Source organism: Caulobacter sp. AP07 (genome assembly GCF_000281955.1).
In the GTDB taxonomy this organism is placed as follows: Bacteria; Pseudomonadota; Alphaproteobacteria; order Caulobacterales; family Caulobacteraceae; genus Caulobacter.
Genome location: NZ_AKKF01000205.1, coordinates 1 through 13742, shown reverse-complemented (window position 1 = coordinate 13742; position 13742 = coordinate 1). Strand labels below are relative to the sequence as shown.

General features: G+C 67.7%; 13 protein-coding genes. 5 read left to right on the top strand and 8 right to left on the bottom strand.

Annotation, left to right across the window (positions count from 1 at the left end; translation table 11 throughout):
* Positions 1-10 precede the first annotated feature (10 nt).
* Positions 11-2428 (bottom strand): TonB-dependent receptor, encoded by a 2418-nt coding sequence (locus PMI01_RS18275; RefSeq protein ID WP_007672293.1) that lies wholly within the window; start codon positions 2426-2428, stop codon positions 11-13.
* A gap of 228 nt (positions 2429-2656) precedes the next feature.
* Between PMI01_RS18275 and PMI01_RS18270 the strand changes: the two genes are divergently transcribed.
* The 5 genes from PMI01_RS18270 (at position 2657) to PMI01_RS18250 (ending at position 6200) form a co-directional block, all read left to right on the top strand.
* Positions 2657-3727 (top strand): AraC-like ligand-binding domain-containing protein, encoded by a 1071-nt coding sequence (locus PMI01_RS18270; protein WP_157223814.1) that lies wholly within the window; start codon positions 2657-2659, stop codon positions 3725-3727.
* A gap of 246 nt (positions 3728-3973) precedes the next feature.
* Positions 3974-4318 carry a DMT family transporter gene (locus PMI01_RS18265; RefSeq protein ID WP_007672287.1) on the top strand — a complete coding sequence of 115 codons (345 nt, stop codon included), beginning with the start codon at positions 3974-3976 and terminating at the stop codon, positions 4316-4318.
* 53 nt (positions 4319-4371) lie between these two features.
* Complete coding sequence (locus PMI01_RS18260; RefSeq protein ID WP_202948096.1) at positions 4372-4878, top strand: TetR/AcrR family transcriptional regulator; 507 nt, start codon at positions 4372-4374, stop codon at positions 4876-4878.
* 496 nt (positions 4879-5374) lie between these two features.
* The gene (locus PMI01_RS18255) at positions 5375-5734 is read left to right on the top strand and encodes a MerR family transcriptional regulator (RefSeq protein WP_007672276.1); all 360 of its coding nucleotides are present in this window, start codon (positions 5375-5377) and stop codon (positions 5732-5734) included.
* 88 nt (positions 5735-5822) lie between these two features.
* Entirely contained in the window at positions 5823-6200 is a 378-nt protein-coding gene (locus tag PMI01_RS18250) for a Fur family transcriptional regulator (RefSeq protein WP_085954887.1), read from the top strand.
* 68 nt (positions 6201-6268) lie between these two features.
* On the opposite strand, the gene PMI01_RS18245 is transcribed toward PMI01_RS18250, so the two are convergent.
* From PMI01_RS18245 to PMI01_RS18215, 7 genes are all read right to left on the bottom strand, one after another.
* A complete protein-coding gene (locus tag PMI01_RS18245) occupies positions 6269-6616 on the bottom strand; it encodes a RidA family protein (RefSeq protein ID WP_007672269.1) in 348 nt (115 codons plus the stop codon).
* Between the two features lie 31 nt (positions 6617-6647).
* The gene (locus PMI01_RS18240; protein ID WP_007672266.1) at positions 6648-7904 is read right to left on the bottom strand and encodes a D-amino acid dehydrogenase; all 1257 of its coding nucleotides are present in this window, start codon (positions 7902-7904) and stop codon (positions 6648-6650) included.
* Positions 7901-9073, bottom strand: a complete 1173-nt coding sequence (alr, locus tag PMI01_RS18235; protein ID WP_007672263.1) for an alanine racemase — start codon at positions 9071-9073, stop codon at positions 7901-7903. The genes PMI01_RS18240 and alr overlap by 4 nt, the downstream gene beginning before the upstream one ends.
* Complete coding sequence (gene leuD / locus PMI01_RS18230) at positions 9067-9681, bottom strand: 3-isopropylmalate dehydratase small subunit (RefSeq protein WP_007672260.1); 615 nt, start codon at positions 9679-9681, stop codon at positions 9067-9069. Before leuD ends, alr begins: the two co-directional genes overlap by 7 nt.
* The gene (gene leuC / locus PMI01_RS18225; RefSeq protein WP_007672256.1) at positions 9678-11102 is read right to left on the bottom strand and encodes a 3-isopropylmalate dehydratase large subunit; all 1425 of its coding nucleotides are present in this window, start codon (positions 11100-11102) and stop codon (positions 9678-9680) included. Before leuC ends, leuD begins: the two co-directional genes overlap by 4 nt.
* Positions 11103-11256: 154 nt before the next feature.
* Positions 11257-12768 (bottom strand): aldehyde dehydrogenase family protein, encoded by a 1512-nt coding sequence (locus PMI01_RS18220; RefSeq protein WP_007672253.1) that lies wholly within the window; start codon positions 12766-12768, stop codon positions 11257-11259.
* Positions 12769-12854: 86 nt separating this feature from the next.
* On the bottom strand, positions 12855-13742 hold an 888-nt coding region (locus PMI01_RS18215; RefSeq protein ID WP_007672252.1), incomplete at its 5' end, for an aminotransferase class III-fold pyridoxal phosphate-dependent enzyme.

Below are 13742 nucleotides of genomic sequence, written 5' to 3'. Positions count from 1 at the left end.
AGGGCGGGTCCTAGAAGCTGAAATCGAGGCGCGCGTACCATTCGGCCGGCCGGGCGTAGGTGGCCTCGACAAAGCCGATACTCGAGGTGGCGAAGCCGGACATGATGTAGCGCTTGTCGAAGATGTTCTTGCCGCCGACGGTGAAGGTCACGGCCTTGTTGGGGGCGGTATAGGCCACCGACGCATTGACCAGGTTCACCGGCCCCTGCCGCAGCAGGGGGGTGTTGGCCGCGTCCTTGTACTGGGCCGAGCGATAGCTGTCGTTGACGTTCAGATCGACGACGGCGCCGCTGTCGAGCGGCAGCGAATAGTTGGCCGAGGCGCTGAGCGTCCACTCAGGCGTGTTCTGGAATTTGGCGTCCAGGCCGAAGGGCGCGGCGGCCGGCGGGAAATTGAGCGCGGTGTACTTGGCGTCCGTATAGCCCAGCGCGCCGCCGATGCGCAGCCGCGAGGTCACCCGCGCGTCCAGCTCGGCTTCGAAGCCCCGGATGCGTCCCTTGGCGGCGTTTTCGTTCGAGGGGGTTATGCCCCGCTGCACCACCACCTGAATGTTGCTGTAGTCGTCCCAGAACGCCGCCAGGTTCAGCCGCCCGCGCCGCTGGGCGAACTGGGTCTTCAGGCCGATCTCGTAATTGTTGGCGCTCTCCGGCTGAAACGCCAGGGAGGGAAGCTCCGAATTGCCCGGGAAGGCGGGGTTGTAGGGCGCGGTCAGGCGGGTGGTGAAGCCGCCCGACTTGAAGCCCTGCGAATAGGTGAAATAGCCGAAGGCGTCGTCGTTGATCTTGTAGTTGGCGCCGGCGCGGATCGAGAAATCGGTGAACTTGGCCCGCTGCGGATCCTCGGGCGCCAGGTAGCTGGTGTCGGCCCGCGGGAACGCGCCGGGCGGCAGGACCAGGTTGAAGAACGAGGTCAGGCTGCGCGAGTCAAGATTGATCCGCTTGCGCTCCTCGGTGTAACGGCCCCCAAACAGCAGGCTCAGGCGGCTGGTGACCTCGAGGTTGGCCTCGCCGAAGAGCGCCCAGGCGTTGGTGCGCTGGGTGTTGGGACCGGCGATCTGCAAGATCCCCTGCCCCAGCGGCACGATGTCGTTCTGCTGGGCGCTTTCCCGGAAGTAGTAGGCGCCCAGCGTATATTTCAGGGCCTCGAACGCCCGCGCGTTCAACTGCAGTTCCTGACTCTGCTGGTTCTGGCTGACTTGGAACGAGGTCTGGTCCATGTCGAGCGGCGAGCCGTCGATGTCGCGGCCGAACTTGGCGTTCATCTTGCGGTAGGCGCTGATCGACTTGACCGTCGCGTTGTCCGATAGCGCGTATTCCAGGGTGAGCGAGGTTCCGTAGGAGTCGATGTTGGAGAAATTGGCCCCCGTGGCGTAGGTCGTGTCGCGATTGCCGGTCACGAACCGGTTGTCGTAGAGGGGCAGATTGTTGTTGGGGTTGGCGTCGGCGTTGGCGCCGTAGGGCAGATATTGCGAAACCCCGCAAATTGCCCGCGGAGCGAGGCCCAGGACGCAACCGTTATAGAGCGCCGACAGCGAATTGACCGGATCCAGATCGGCGGTCAGCAAGGTGCCGGGCGCGGCCGCGTCCCGGATATGGGAGTAGTCCGCCGAGAGAGTGGCCGACAGATCGCCGTGCGTCCCCTTCAGCTTCACCCGCAGGGTTTGGTTGTTTTCCGCCCCGGGCTTGCCGCCCTGGTTCTTGTCGGCGACCATCGTCTGGCTGAGGGTGGCGCCGGTCTGGCCCACGAAGCCCGGAAACGCGATGCGGCTCTGATAGCCGTCGCGCGCCCGGGTGGAGAACGACACCGTGGCGCCCAGGTTGTCGCCGAGCGGCAGGTTCAGGACGCCGCCGGTATTGACCTGGTTGAAGCGGCCATATTGCACCTGGCCCCGGAAACCGAGGTCGGAGCTGGGGTCGCGCGTGGTGACGTTGACGGCGCCGCCGATGCTGTTGCGGCCAAACAGCGTCCCCTGAGGTCCCTTCAGCACTTCGACGCGCTCGACATCCATCAGATCGACCACCCCGCCCACGGTGCGGGCCAGATAGACGCCGTCGATATAGACGCCCACGCCCGGGTCGGTGTTGATCGCGAAGTCCGACTGACCGATGCCGCGGATGAAGCCCTGGAAGGACGACGACACGCCCGAGAAGGACGAGGTCGAGTCGAACTGGACGTTCGGCACCGCGCTGGACAGCTCCAGCGTGCTGCTGATGCCGCGCGCCTTGAGGACGTCGCCGTTGAGCGCCGACACGGCCAGCGGCACGGTCTGGACGTTCTCTGCGCGCCGGCGCGCGGTGACCACGATCTCGGCCAGGGCGTTTTCCGGCGGCTTGGCCGCTGGGTTGTCCTGCGCCCGGCTTGGCGAGGCCGAGACGCTCAAGGCGGCGACCGCGGCCGAGACGTAGAGCGCGTTCCTGGAAATATTCATGGTGTCCTCCCCCGACTTTTTTAAGTCTTTGGCGGACAGCTTACGGTCGGCAGCGAAGGGCCTGCTTGGACTGGCCCGACCAGGTTTGGGACTGGCGCGAAAATTTCTTCCCGATTCAGGCCGGCGGCGGCGCGCGCCAGCCCGCGGCCGCCCGCCTCCTTGTCGGACGGTCGAGTCTCGGCTCGCCAAGGCCGTGCGCGGCGCCTTTGGGCGCGCCAACGGCTGGCGGTGGTGATTTGCCGACCCATGTTTTTCGGACTATGGATTCCTCAAGGGGCGTCGAAGATACGCCTCACGAACATTGGGGGCGGGATGGAACAGGGCGTTGTTTCCCGATCGACACAGCCGTCTCAATTTGGTGTTGAGCGCTTCTCGACCCATGGAATTCATGCCGACAAACGCCTTGAATTCTGGAACGCTCTGAACAACGAGACCTTTACTGGACTGACGGTCCAGGCGGCTTCGGATGTGACCTATTCGGCCCAGCTCGATCGATTGGGCATCGGCGCCGTCCGGCTGGCGAAGGCTCATTCGTCGGCCTCGACGATCTACCATACACGCGAACATGTGGCGCAGCAGGGTCGCGACCAGCATTTCCTGGTTCACCTCCAGATGACCGGCAAGAGCGTCAATCGTCAGGCGGGACGCGAGGCTCTGCTCGCCCCGGGCGACCTGGCGATCTGCGACACCACCCGGCCCTACAGTCTGGAGTTCGACGACAGCGCCAGCTTTCTGGTGTTGCGGTTGCCCGCCGGCGTGATGAAGCGCCGCCTTCCGCGCCTGGAGGACGCCGTGGCGGTCCGCCTCACGCCCGAACTTGGCCGCACCGGGCTGCTGCGGTCGTTCGTCGAGGCGATCTGGAGCGAAAGCGACCAGGTCTCCGACCCCGAGCACGGCAGCGACCTGGAGCCGATCGTCGTCGACATGGCCATCGCCTGCCTGTCGCCGGCCTGCCGTCCGGGCTTTGGCCTGACCGTCTCGCGATTGGAGCGCGAAGTCTTCGCCCTCGCCGACCGGAATTTCGCGGCGGCGGACTATGGCGTCCGACATATCGCCGCCGCGTCGGGGCTTTGTCCGCGATCCGTGCAAAAGCTGTTCGCGGCCAAGGGCACGACGGCTTCGGCCTACATCCTGGCGCGTCGGCTGTCATGGGCGGCGCAGACGCTGGAGACCACGGACGGCAAGATCGTCGACATCGCCGCGGACGCGGGCTTCAACGACCAGGGCTATTTCGCGCGCGCCTTTCGCGCCGCCTTCGGCGCCAGCCCGCGGGACTATCGGCGTCGACGCCTGAAATGAACGCCGCCGGCGCTCGGGGCGTGATCTTGAGTCCGTGGTCAGGGTCGATGGCGTCGAAACCGTGACGCGGAAGCCCCCATCCCGACCCCATCGCAACCCCGCGGGAAGGCGCCTGGCAGGGCGCTGATCCGACGGCTGAAGCGGCTGATTTTTAATATGGCCGGTGATTTTCGATGTGTGACCCTTGAAACATACCGCGCAGTAGGTATCTTATCGGCTGTTCCCATCAATGAGAAAAGGCCCGCCATGAACACCACGCTTTTGTCCTGGGCGGCGCTCGGCGGCGCGATCCTGTGCGAAGTGGCCGGAACGACCTTCCTGGGAAAGTCCGAGCACATCACCAAACTCTGGCCGACCCTGGCCTCGGCGCTGTTTTACACCAGCTCGTTTTTCCTTCTGGCCCAGGCCCTTCGCAGCGTTCCGCTCGGAGTCGCCTATGCGGTCTGGGGTGGTCTTGGCATCGTGCTGACCGCGATCATCAGCGTGGTGGTCTTCAAGCAGCGGCTCGACCCGACCGCCCTGTTCGGCATTGGCCTGATCGTCGCGGGCGTGGTGGTCGTCAACGGCTTCTCCAAATCGGTGAGCCATTGACGAGCGGATCGGCCCATACCCGAAAGAAGGAGCCGCAACGTGTTCGCCGCGCCTTGCTCGACTGCGCGATCGACATCGCCGCCGAGCAGGGCCTGGCGAATGTCACGGTCAGCGCCGTGGCCGTGGCGGCCGGCGTCACCAAGGGCGGGCTCTTTCACCACTTCGCCAGCAAGCAGGCCCTGGTCGAGGCCATGGTCGACGATCTTCTGGAACGCCTGGACCAGCAGATCGATCAGGAGATGGACGATGAGCCGACCGCGCCAGGCCGGTTCACGCGCGCCTATGTCAGCGCGACCCTGACCATGGACGAGCGGCCGCGCCGCGCCTGGACGGCGCTGGGAGGCTCGCTGGCGATCGACAGCTCCCTCACCCCGCGCTGGACCGCCTGGATGGACGCGAGATTGCGACGCCATGCCGACACGGACGCCGCGCCGCTCTTCGAGGTCATCCGCCTGGCGGTCGACGGCGCCTGGCTGGCGCAGATTTCCGGGGCGGCCCACGGCATCGACGCGTTCCGGCTGCGCAAGACCCTGCTGGATCTGTCCCGAGGCGTTAAATAGATCATCCTCGGCGCTGGCGCTCTTCGGCCACGCCCCCGCGCTTGCGTGGGCGGATGACCGGGAGGTCGCGGACTGCCGGATGGGTCGCGACCCGAAGGGTGTCGATAGCAACGGCTTCACGGGAGTCAGGGAGTTCGGAGTGTGACGACACTCCCCCCGACCTGTCGCCACGTGAAGCCGCTGCCGCCGAGCGTCCCCGGTGGGGGCCTCGACGTCATGTGATATTTACTGCGACTAAGTCGCATATGCAAGTTGGATTTGCACCGATCGCCTTTAATAGCCTCTCGGCGCTGGGCGCGTCCCCCTCCAAGGGTAGAGCCCGGTGATCGGAGGTTGGCGACATTGTCACCCTCCACGGGCGTTCAGATCTTGGTCCCGACCGCGATCCGCCGGCCAGGAGCGGCGATGGCGCGGTGAACCCGCCGGACCGGCAAATCTGGCCAAGGTCCTGGCGCGCCGTCGCCCCTAAGACCGGACGTCGCAACCACGAGACGACATGTTCGCCAATTCCTCTCCCGCCGCCCCGACGGCCGAGTTCTCGTCCTCGATCCATGAGGTCAGTCGCCAGACAGGGCTGACCATGCGCGCCATTCGCCACTACGAGATGGTCGGCCTGATCTCCTGCGAACGCGGCCCCAAGAACGCGCGGTTCCTGACGCCGGCCACCAAGGCCCGGCTTGCGAAGATCGTCGCGCTGAAAAACCTCGGCTTGCGGATATCGGAGATCGCGATCCTGATCGCCGAGGCGCCCGACGCTGAACGCAAGCTTCGCAAGCGCCTGGAGGTGCTGGCCGGGAACCTGGAGACGCAACGCGCCGCGCTGCGCGACTATCTCGCTCGGCTGGATCGGCCTTGACCTCGACGCGCGGCGCTCAGGTCCTTTTGTTCAGGAGGAAGCCGGTTTGAACGCGCTGGTGACGAAGTGCCGGGCCAAGGGCGTGAAGATGACGGCGCAGCGACAGGTCGTCGCCGAGGTCCTGTCGGACGCCGACGATCATCCCGACGTCGTCGAGGTCCATCGGCGCGCGCTCTTGCTGGATCCTCAGATTTCCGTCGCCACGGTGTATCGCACCGTGCGGCTGCTTGAGGAAACCGGCGTCGTCGAGCGACATGACTTCCGGGATGGACGTTCGCGCTACGAAGAAACGCCCGCCAATCACCACGACCACCTCATTGACCTGACCAGTGGCCTGGTCATCGAGTTCTTGGACGAGGAGATCGAGGCGCTGCAGGAGGCGGTCGCGCGGCGTCTCGGCTACAGGCTGGTCGGCCATCGCCTCGAGCTCTACGCGCAGCCCTTGCCGCGCTCTGTTGCCGACTAGTCAGGCGCGCGGCGAGCGGGACCGGGCTTGAGATCCGCTCGCCGCGGCCGCAAACCCGGTCGCCAACCCTAGTCGCGCGCGGCCACCACGATGATCTCCACCTTGTAGGCGGGCGTGGCCAGCTTGGCTTCGCCGGTGGCGCGGGCCGGTGCGTCCTGCCCGCCCAGCCAGGCGTCCCAGACGGCGTTCATCTCGCCAAAGTCGGCCATGTCGGCGAGCCAGATGGTCGCCGAGAGGATCTTGGCCTTGGCGCTGCCCGCCTCGGCCAGCAGGGTTTCGATCTGCGCCAGGATGGCCTTGGTCTGTTCGGCGACGCTGGCGCCGGGCGCGCCGACCTGTCCAGCCAGATAGACGGTGTCGCCGTGAATGACGGCCTGGCTCATGCGTGGGCCGGCGTGAAGGCGTGTGATCGTCATGGGAGCATCTCTCTCGGTTGAAAAGGGGCGACTAGCGTCGATAACGGGCGATCGAAAGATCGTCGGCGCGGATGGCCGGAGCCTTGTCGCCGATCAGGTCGCTGAGCACATGGGCCGAACCGCAGGCCATGGTCCAGCCCAGGGTGCCGTGGCCGGTGTTCAAATAGAGATTGGCGATCGGCGTGGGGCCGACCACGGGGGTGCTGTCGGGGGTCATCGGCCGCAGGCCCGACCAGTATTGCGCCCCTTCGAGATCGCCGCCGCCCGGAAAGAGACTGCCCACCGAGCGTTCGAGCGTCGCGCGACGTCGCGGCGGAAGCTGGTTGTTGTAGCCGGAGATCTCCGCCATGCCGCCGACCCGGATACGGTCCCCCAAACGGGTGATGGCGACCTTGTAGGTCTCGTCCAGAAGGGTCGAGACCGGAGCGCGGCCGGCGTCGACGATCTTGGCCGTGATCGAATAGCCCTTGACCGGATAGACCGGCAACCCGAGGCCCAGGGGCCGCAACAGTCTTGCCGAGTAGCTGCCCAGGGCCACCACATAGGCGTCCGCCGCGACCGGCCCTCCCGAGGTCTGGACCTGGGCGACCTGGTCGCCCAGCATCTCGATGGCTTGGATCTGCGTCCCGAACCGGAAGTCCACCCCCAGGCCTTCGGCCAGGTCGGCCAGGGCGTTGGTGAACTTGAAACAATCGCCGGTCTCGTCATTGGGCAGCCGCAGCCCGCCGACGAAATCCTCGCTGGCCGCGGCCAGGCCGGGCTCGACCGCCACGCAGCCGGCGCGGTCCAGGACGTCGAAAGGCACGCCGCCGGCCCGCAGCACCGCGATGTCCTTGTCCACGCCGTCGAGCTGTCGGCGGTCCCGGAACAACTGCAAGGTGCCCCGCATGCGCTGGTCGTATTGAATGCCGGTGTCGGCGCGCAGGTCCATCAGGCGGTCGCGACTGAATTCGGCGAGACGGACCATGCGCTCCTTGTTGATCGCGTACCGGCCCGCCGTGCAATTGCCCAGCATCGCCAGCAGCCAGCTCAGCGTCTCGCGATCCAGGGTCGGTTGCAGGATCAGCGGCGCATGCTCCATCATCAGCCACTTGATCGCCTTTTGCGGAATGCCCGGCGCGGCCCAGGGCGAGGCGTAACCTGGCGATATCTCACCGGCGTTGGCGAAGCTGGTCTCCAGCGCCGGACCCGGTTGGCGGTCGATCACCGTCACCTCATGCCCGGCCTTGGCCAGATAATAGGCCGTGGTCACGCCGACGACGCCGGCTCCCAGAACGGCGACTCTCATCGGCCCGCGCCCACGGGCTTAGGCGCGGCCAGGCGGTCTTGGGCCAAGGAACTCTCCACATAGGTTCGGTGATAGCGGTGTCGCAGACCGGTCAGGATTTCGTAGGCGATGGTGCCGGCCTGCTCGGCGACGTCTTCCAGGGTCTGGTGAGCGCCCAGCAACTCGACCGCGTCGCCCAGGCGCAGGGCAAGGCCTGTCTTGGCCAGCGCGCTGATATCCAGGGTGATGCTGTCCATCGACACCCGTCCGGCGATCGGCAGGCGAACGCCCTGATAGTAGGCAGCCCCGATGTTACTCAGGGCTCGCGGCCAGCCGTCGGCGTAGCCAAGGCTGATCGTGGCGATCGCGGTCGGCGCGGTCGGCGTGTAGGTCAGGCCGTAGCCGACGCCTTGTCCGGCGGGGATCTGGCGAATCTGGACGACGCGGGCCTCCAGCCTGACCACGGGCTTCATCGGATTGGGGCGGGCGGCGTTGGGCGCGGCGCCGTAGAGGCAAACGCCGGCGCGAACCAGATCGCCGTGGAAGCTTGGATCGAGGAAGGCCGCGCCGGAATTGGCCAGGGAACGCGGCGCCGGCGGCAAGGCGTCGGCCAGCTTGGCGAACTGGATCGCTTGAGTGCGATTGTAGCCGTTTTCCGGTTCGTCGGCGCAGGCCAGATGGCTCATGACCAGGATCGGCGGCGCCTGGGCGAGGAACAGCTCATCGCCGGCTAGAACCTCCACCTCGTCTGGCGAGAGCCCCAGGCGCGACATGCCGCTGTCGACCTGCAGGGCGACGGGCAGGGCGTGGCCCAGTTCCAGTGTCAGGTCGCGCCAACGCCAGGCCTGCTCCAGGGCGTTGATCACCGGGATGGCGCCTGCGGCCGCGCAGACCCGTTCAGCGCCCGGCTGCAAGCCGTTGAGCACCAAGACCCGCGAGGCCGCGCCGAGCGCGGGCTTCAGGTCGATCGCCTCGCCCAGGGTGGCGACGAAGAAGTCGGCGCAGCCGGCCGCCTCCAGGGCGCGCGAGACCACCCGCGCGCCCAGGCCGTAGGCGTCAGCCTTGACGACGGCGGCGACCGCCGCCGGCGCCACGCGCCGCGCGATGGCCCGGTAGTTGTCGACGAGCGCCATCAGGTCGATCGTCAATCTCGCCCCGGCCGCGTCCCGCAAGGTCTCGTCCATCAGCATCCGCCGCCTCCCCCGCGACCGTTCCGGCGATCGCGTTCAAAGGCGTCGATGTCTTGGGCCTGGCCGAGCAGCCAGCTCAGGGCGTCGACGCCCTCCATCAGGCAGCGACGGGCAAAGCCATCGACCGCGAAGGGCATGTCCTCGAGCCCAGGCGTGGTCAGGCGCTGGTGTTCGAGATCGACGGTGAGATCGCCGCCGTCGCAAGCCATCAGGCGCTGGACGACAGCCTCCTCGACCACGATCGGCAGGACCCCGTTGCGTACCGCGTTGCCGGCGAATATCTCGGCGATGACGCTGGAGATCACCACACGCGCCCCGAAGTCGGCCAGGGCCCAGACCGCGTGTTCGCGCGACGAGCCGCAGCCGAAATTGGCCCCGGCCACGAGAATGGCCGGGCCGCCAGGGGGCATGCGGTTGAGCCGGTGGCTGGTCTTGGCGCCCGCCGCGTCATGACGCCAGTCATGGAACAGCAACTCGCCCAGACCCGCCCTGCTGGTCGTGGTCATGAAGCGCGCGGGGAAAAGCTGGTCGGTGTCGATGCCGCTCGCCGGCAAGGCGACGATCGGGGCGGTGTATCGGATCAGCGGGGGGAAGTTCGGGGCGCTCATGGGGCCGGGCGCTCCAGATAGTCGCGGGGATCGGCGATGGCGCCGGCCAGGGCGCAGGCCGCGGCGGTCGCCGGACTGGCCAGGATCGAGCGCGCGCCGGGACCCTGTCGTCCCACGAAGTTGCGGTTGGAGGTCGACACCACCAGTTGGCCAGGCGGCGTCACGTCGCCGTTCATGCCCAGACACATCGAACAGCCGGGCAGGCGCCATTCGGCCCCGGCCTGCAAGAACAATTGGTCGAGACCCTCGGCTTCAGCCTCGCGCCGGACCTGTTCGGAGCCGGGAACCACCAACATCCGCACGCCTGGGGCGATGTGGCCGCCGCGGCGCAGGACCTCGGCCGCCGAACGCAGGTCCGAAAGACGGCCGTTGGTGCAACTGCCCAGGAACACCCAGTCGACGGGCTGGCCGGCGATCGGCCGTCCCGCTTCCAGACGCATGTAGTCGAGCGCGCGCCGCGCGTCGGCCGAGGCCGGGGCCGGCACGATCGCATCCACGGCGATCGCGGTGTCGGGCGTGGTTCCCCAGGTGACCATGGGGGCCAGACCTCGCGCGTCCAGGGTCACGCGGTGATCAAAGACGGCGTCGTCGTCGGAGCGCAGTTCCAGCCATCGCCGGCTCTTTTCCGCCCACTCGGACGCGGACGGCGCCAACGGGCGCCCACGAAGATAGTCCAGGGTCGTCTCGTCCGGGGCGATCATGCCGGTCTTGGCGCCGGTCTCGATCGTCATGTTGCAGACCGTCATCCGCTCTTCCATCGAGAGCGCGCGGATCGCCTGTCCGCCATACTCGATGGCGAACCCCGAGCCGCCGCTGGCGCCCAGCCGGCCGACGATCGCCAGGGTCAGGTCCTTGGCGGTGACGTGGCGCGGCAGGACGCCTTGGACATCGACCAGCAACTGGCGGGGCGGACGCTGCGGAAGACATTGCGAAGCCAGCACGCCGGCCGCCTCGGAGGTGCCGATCCCGAACGCCAGGGCCCCGAACGCGCCATGGGTCGAGGTATGGCTGTCGCCGCAGACGATGGTCATGCCCGGCTGGGTCGCACCCAGTTCGGGACCGATCACATGGACGATCCCGCGACGGGGATCGTCCCAGCCCAGAAACGCGATGCCGTGGCGCGCGGCGTTGGCCTGCAGGCGATCGACCTGATCGCGGGCGGCTCGGCTGACGAACGGCCGCAAGCCGTCCAGGCCGGGCGGCAGCGTGGGGATGGCGTGGTCGATGGTCGCCAGCGTCAGGTCGGGGCGGCGCACCGCAAGACCGCGCTCGGCGATCTCGCTGAAGGCCTGGGGCGAGGTCACCTCGTTGACCAGGTGAAGGTCGATATAGAGGATGGCGGGGGCGTCGGCGGACGCGCGGCGCACTTGGTGGTTTCGCCAGACCTTCTCGAACAGGGTCCGGGGCGCGCGGGCGCTCACCGGGCCGCTCCTGGCAAGGACGCTGGCTGGCCGCACGACAGGACGAGGCCGCGCCTGACCTCGCGGGTCCGGGCGGCTAGGGCGCGAAAATAGATCACTGAATTTCCGTCGGCCCCGGCCGCGCCTGATGACGCGCCGGGGCTCTTGCGAAGGGTTAGTCGGAGATCCGCATCATGACGGTCTTGGTGCGCAGGCAGGCCTCGACGCCTTCGCGTCCCAGGTCGCGGCCATGGCCCGAGCCCTTGACGCCGCCTTCGGGCAAGCCGGCATAGGGAAAGCCCGAATTGTTGACGATGACCTTGCCGCATTCGAGCGCGGCCGAGACGCGCATCACCCGGCCCACGTCCTGCGACCAGATCGTCGCGGCCAGTCCGTAGGCGGAGTCGTTGGCCAGGGCGATCGCCTCGGCCTCGTCGGCGAAGCGATAGACCGACAACACCGGGCCGAACACCTCCTCCTGGGTGATCGCGTCCTGCTGACCGGCTCCGATCACCACGGCGGGACTGACGAAGTAGCCCGCCTCGGCGCTCACGGGCGGGCCGCGCAGCACCTGGAACCCCGCCTTGGCGGCGGCGTCGAGATAGTTTTCGACCCGCTGCTTCTGGGCGGCGTTGACCAGCGGTCCCATGAACACGTCCGGCACCAGGCCCGCGCCGACCCGCACGGAGGCCAGGTGTTCGCCCAGGCGTTTGACGACCGCGTCATAGACCCCGGCCTGGACATAGAGCCTGGAGCCGGCGACGCAGATCTGGCCGGAATTGACGAAGATCGAATTGGCCGCCCCGGGCACCGCGGCGTCCAGATCGGCGTCGTCGAACACCAGGGTGGGCGACTTGCCGCCCAGCTCGAGCGTGTGCTTCTTCAGATTGCGTCCGGCGATCTCGCCGATGCGCCGTCCGGTGACGGTCGAGCCGGTGAAGCTGATCTTGGCGACGTCGGGATGCGACACCAGGGCTTCGCCCGCCTCGGCGCCCCGGCCGGTGACGACATTGATCACGCCCTTGGGGAAGCCGGCCTGCTGGGCCAGATCGGCCAGCATCAAGGCGGTCAAGCTGGTGTCTTCGGCCGGCTTGAGCACCACGGTGCAGCCGGCGGCCAGGGCGGGCGCCAGCTTCCAGGCCGCCATCATGAACGGCACGTTCCAGGGAATGATCGCGGCGACGACGCCCACCGGCTCGCGGCGCGTGAAACCGGTGAAGACGCCGGCCCCGGGCGGACCCTCGACCGGCATGGTCTCGCCGGCCAGCTTGCTGGGCCATCCTGCATAGTAGCGGTAGACGTCGGCGGCCCCCAGGATGGTCGGACCAAAGGCGAACCAGCTGGGCATGCCGTTGTCGATCGTCTCGACCTGGGCCAGCACCGCGGCGTTTTCCTCGATCAGCGCCACCAGGCGATGCAGGAGGCGTTCGCGGCCCACCGGTCCAAGCTTGCCCCATTCGGGCGACGACAGGGCCTGTTTGGCGGCCTTGACCGCGGCGTCGACCTCATCGCCGCCGCCGGCGCCGATCGCCGCCACCGTCTCGCCCGACGAGGGGTCGATGACCGGCAAGCTCTTGGCGGCCGGCGTCCATTGGCCGTCGATGTAGAAGGCGGGCTTGCGCGCCAGCACCGCGCGGACAGCCGGGTCGATGGTCGAAAGGTCGTGTTTGAAGAGGTTCGCCGTCATGATCGGTTTCCAACTGCGCGAGAGGCGCCCCGCGTCGGGGCGGCCGGAGGGCGCCCGCCCTTGGGGCGGGCGCCGTGGCTTTTGGCCTAGCGGGGGGTCTTGCTCAGGGCGTCGTCGAGCGCGGAGACCACCTCGTCGACGTGCGCCTTGGTGAAGATCAGCGGCGGCGAGATGATGAACTTGTTGACGATGGTCCGCAGCATGACCCCGCGATCGAGACAGGCGTCCGAAACCCGGCCGGGATAGCTGTCGAGCGGCGTGAAGGGCTCCTTGGTCGCCCGATCCTTGACCAGTTCGACGGCGATCATCAGGCCCTTGCCGCGGACGTCGCCGATCACCTCGTGGCGATCCTTCAGCCCTTGCAGTTTCTGCAGGAAGTAGTCGCCCACGACGCGGGCGTTTTCCGCCAGGTTTTCGTTGAGGGTCAGGTCGATGGCCGCCAGGCCGGCGGCGCAGGCCACCGGGTGGCCGCTGTAGGTGTAGCCGTGCATGACGACCGCGCGCGGACCCTGGGCCTCCCAGGCGCTGGCCACGCGTTCATTGATCAAGGTCGCGCCCAGCGGGATGTAGCCGGAGGTGATGCCCTTGGCCAAGCACATGATGTCGGGCTTGACCCCCCAGTTACGGACGCCGAACAGGGCGCCCGACCGGCCAAGGCCGGTGATGACCTCATCGGCGATCAGGAGGATGCCGTACCGGTCGCAGATTTCACGCAGCTTGGGCCAGTAGCTGGCGGGCGGGACGTTGACCCCGCCGGCGCCCTGGATCGGCTCGGCGATCAGGGCGGCGATGGTGTCAGGACCCTGGAACAGGATCTCCCGCTCCATCAGGGTCGCGCACATCTGCGACAGCGTCTCGGCGTCGACGTCGAACGGCGGACGGTAGAGGTTGGGGGACTCCACGTTCAGGAAGCCGGGCATCAGCGGCTCGTAGTTGCGACGCCAGGCGTCGCCGCCGCAGGCGGACATGCCGCC

What these genes read in the sequence shown, in the direction of transcription:
- PMI01_RS18275 (WP_007672293.1), bottom strand. Translation starts at nt 2,428, where the DNA reads ATGAATATTTCCAGGAACGCGCTCTACGTCTCGGCCGCGGTCGCCGCC.
- PMI01_RS18265 (WP_007672287.1), top strand. Translation starts at nt 3,974, where the DNA reads ATGAACACCACGCTTTTGTCCTGGGCGGCGCTCGGCGGCGCGATCCTG.
- PMI01_RS18255 (WP_007672276.1), top strand. Translation starts at nt 5,375, where the DNA reads ATGTTCGCCAATTCCTCTCCCGCCGCCCCGACGGCCGAGTTCTCGTCC.
- PMI01_RS18250 (WP_085954887.1), top strand. Translation starts at nt 5,823, where the DNA reads ATGACGGCGCAGCGACAGGTCGTCGCCGAGGTCCTGTCGGACGCCGAC.
- PMI01_RS18245 (WP_007672269.1), bottom strand. Translation starts at nt 6,616, where the DNA reads ATGACGATCACACGCCTTCACGCCGGCCCACGCATGAGCCAGGCCGTC.
- PMI01_RS18240 (WP_007672266.1), bottom strand. Translation starts at nt 7,904, where the DNA reads ATGAGAGTCGCCGTTCTGGGAGCCGGCGTCGTCGGCGTGACCACGGCC.
- alr (WP_007672263.1), bottom strand. Translation starts at nt 9,073, where the DNA reads ATGCTGATGGACGAGACCTTGCGGGACGCGGCCGGGGCGAGATTGACG.
- leuD (WP_007672260.1), bottom strand. Translation starts at nt 9,681, where the DNA reads ATGAGCGCCCCGAACTTCCCCCCGCTGATCCGATACACCGCCCCGATC.
- PMI01_RS18220 (WP_007672253.1), bottom strand. Translation starts at nt 12,768, where the DNA reads ATGACGGCGAACCTCTTCAAACACGACCTTTCGACCATCGACCCGGCT.